Origin of the sequence: Corynebacterium sp. AOP36-E1-14 (assembly GCF_052377495.1) — a bacterium.
Lineage (GTDB): Bacteria > Actinomycetota > Actinomycetes > Mycobacteriales > Mycobacteriaceae > Corynebacterium.
On the sequence record NZ_JBQSWV010000079.1, the window covers coordinates 1 to 602 of the forward strand.

A 602-nucleotide genomic window follows, 5' to 3' on the forward strand; every position below is an offset into this window, starting at 1 on the left:
CCGGCGACGTAGCCGGCGCCGACGCCGTGCACCCCGTCGAGGGTCGCGCGGTAGAGGTGCACGCGGATGTCCATGGACTGCGGGTTGTCGCCGAGTTGGCCGAGCATCACCTGGGCTTTGAGCTGGGAGCGGCTCGGTAGTTCGCTGCGTTGGTCTTCGGGGATGTTCTCCTGCCGGCGGCGGGCGTCGGCGAGCAGGACGTCGGCCTTCTTGTCGAGGTTGTTGTCGATCGCCGACAGGGTGACCGGGTTGCCGCCGGCGAGGATGAGTGTGGTGCCGCGGCGGGTGAGTGTGGCGGTGTCGTCTTCGGCGTCGGCGGTGTCGTCGGCCAGGTCGGGTTCGGCGTCGAGGATCGCCGCGTCGATGCGGTCGCGCAGCACGGTGAGGGCGACCGGGTTGGCTGCGGTGCACATCCAGTCGGTGATGCTGGCGTGCACGACGGCGTCGAGGCGGGTGAGGAGTTCGGCGTGTTGGCAGGTCGGCACGGTGGTCAGGTGGCGGTGGATGCGTGACCAGATCATGTCGAGGTGGTCGGCGGTGACGACGTCGCAGGTCACGACGGTGGCGAAGAGGTCGGTGTTGCGTGCGGCGAGTTCGCCTGC

Annotated in this window: 1 pseudogene; it reads right to left on the bottom strand. The window is 69.4% G+C overall.

Annotation, left to right across the window (positions count from 1 at the left end):
• Window positions 1-602 (bottom strand): annotated as a pseudogene (locus ACT3TD_RS14820) (HNH endonuclease signature motif containing protein); the annotation flags it as partial.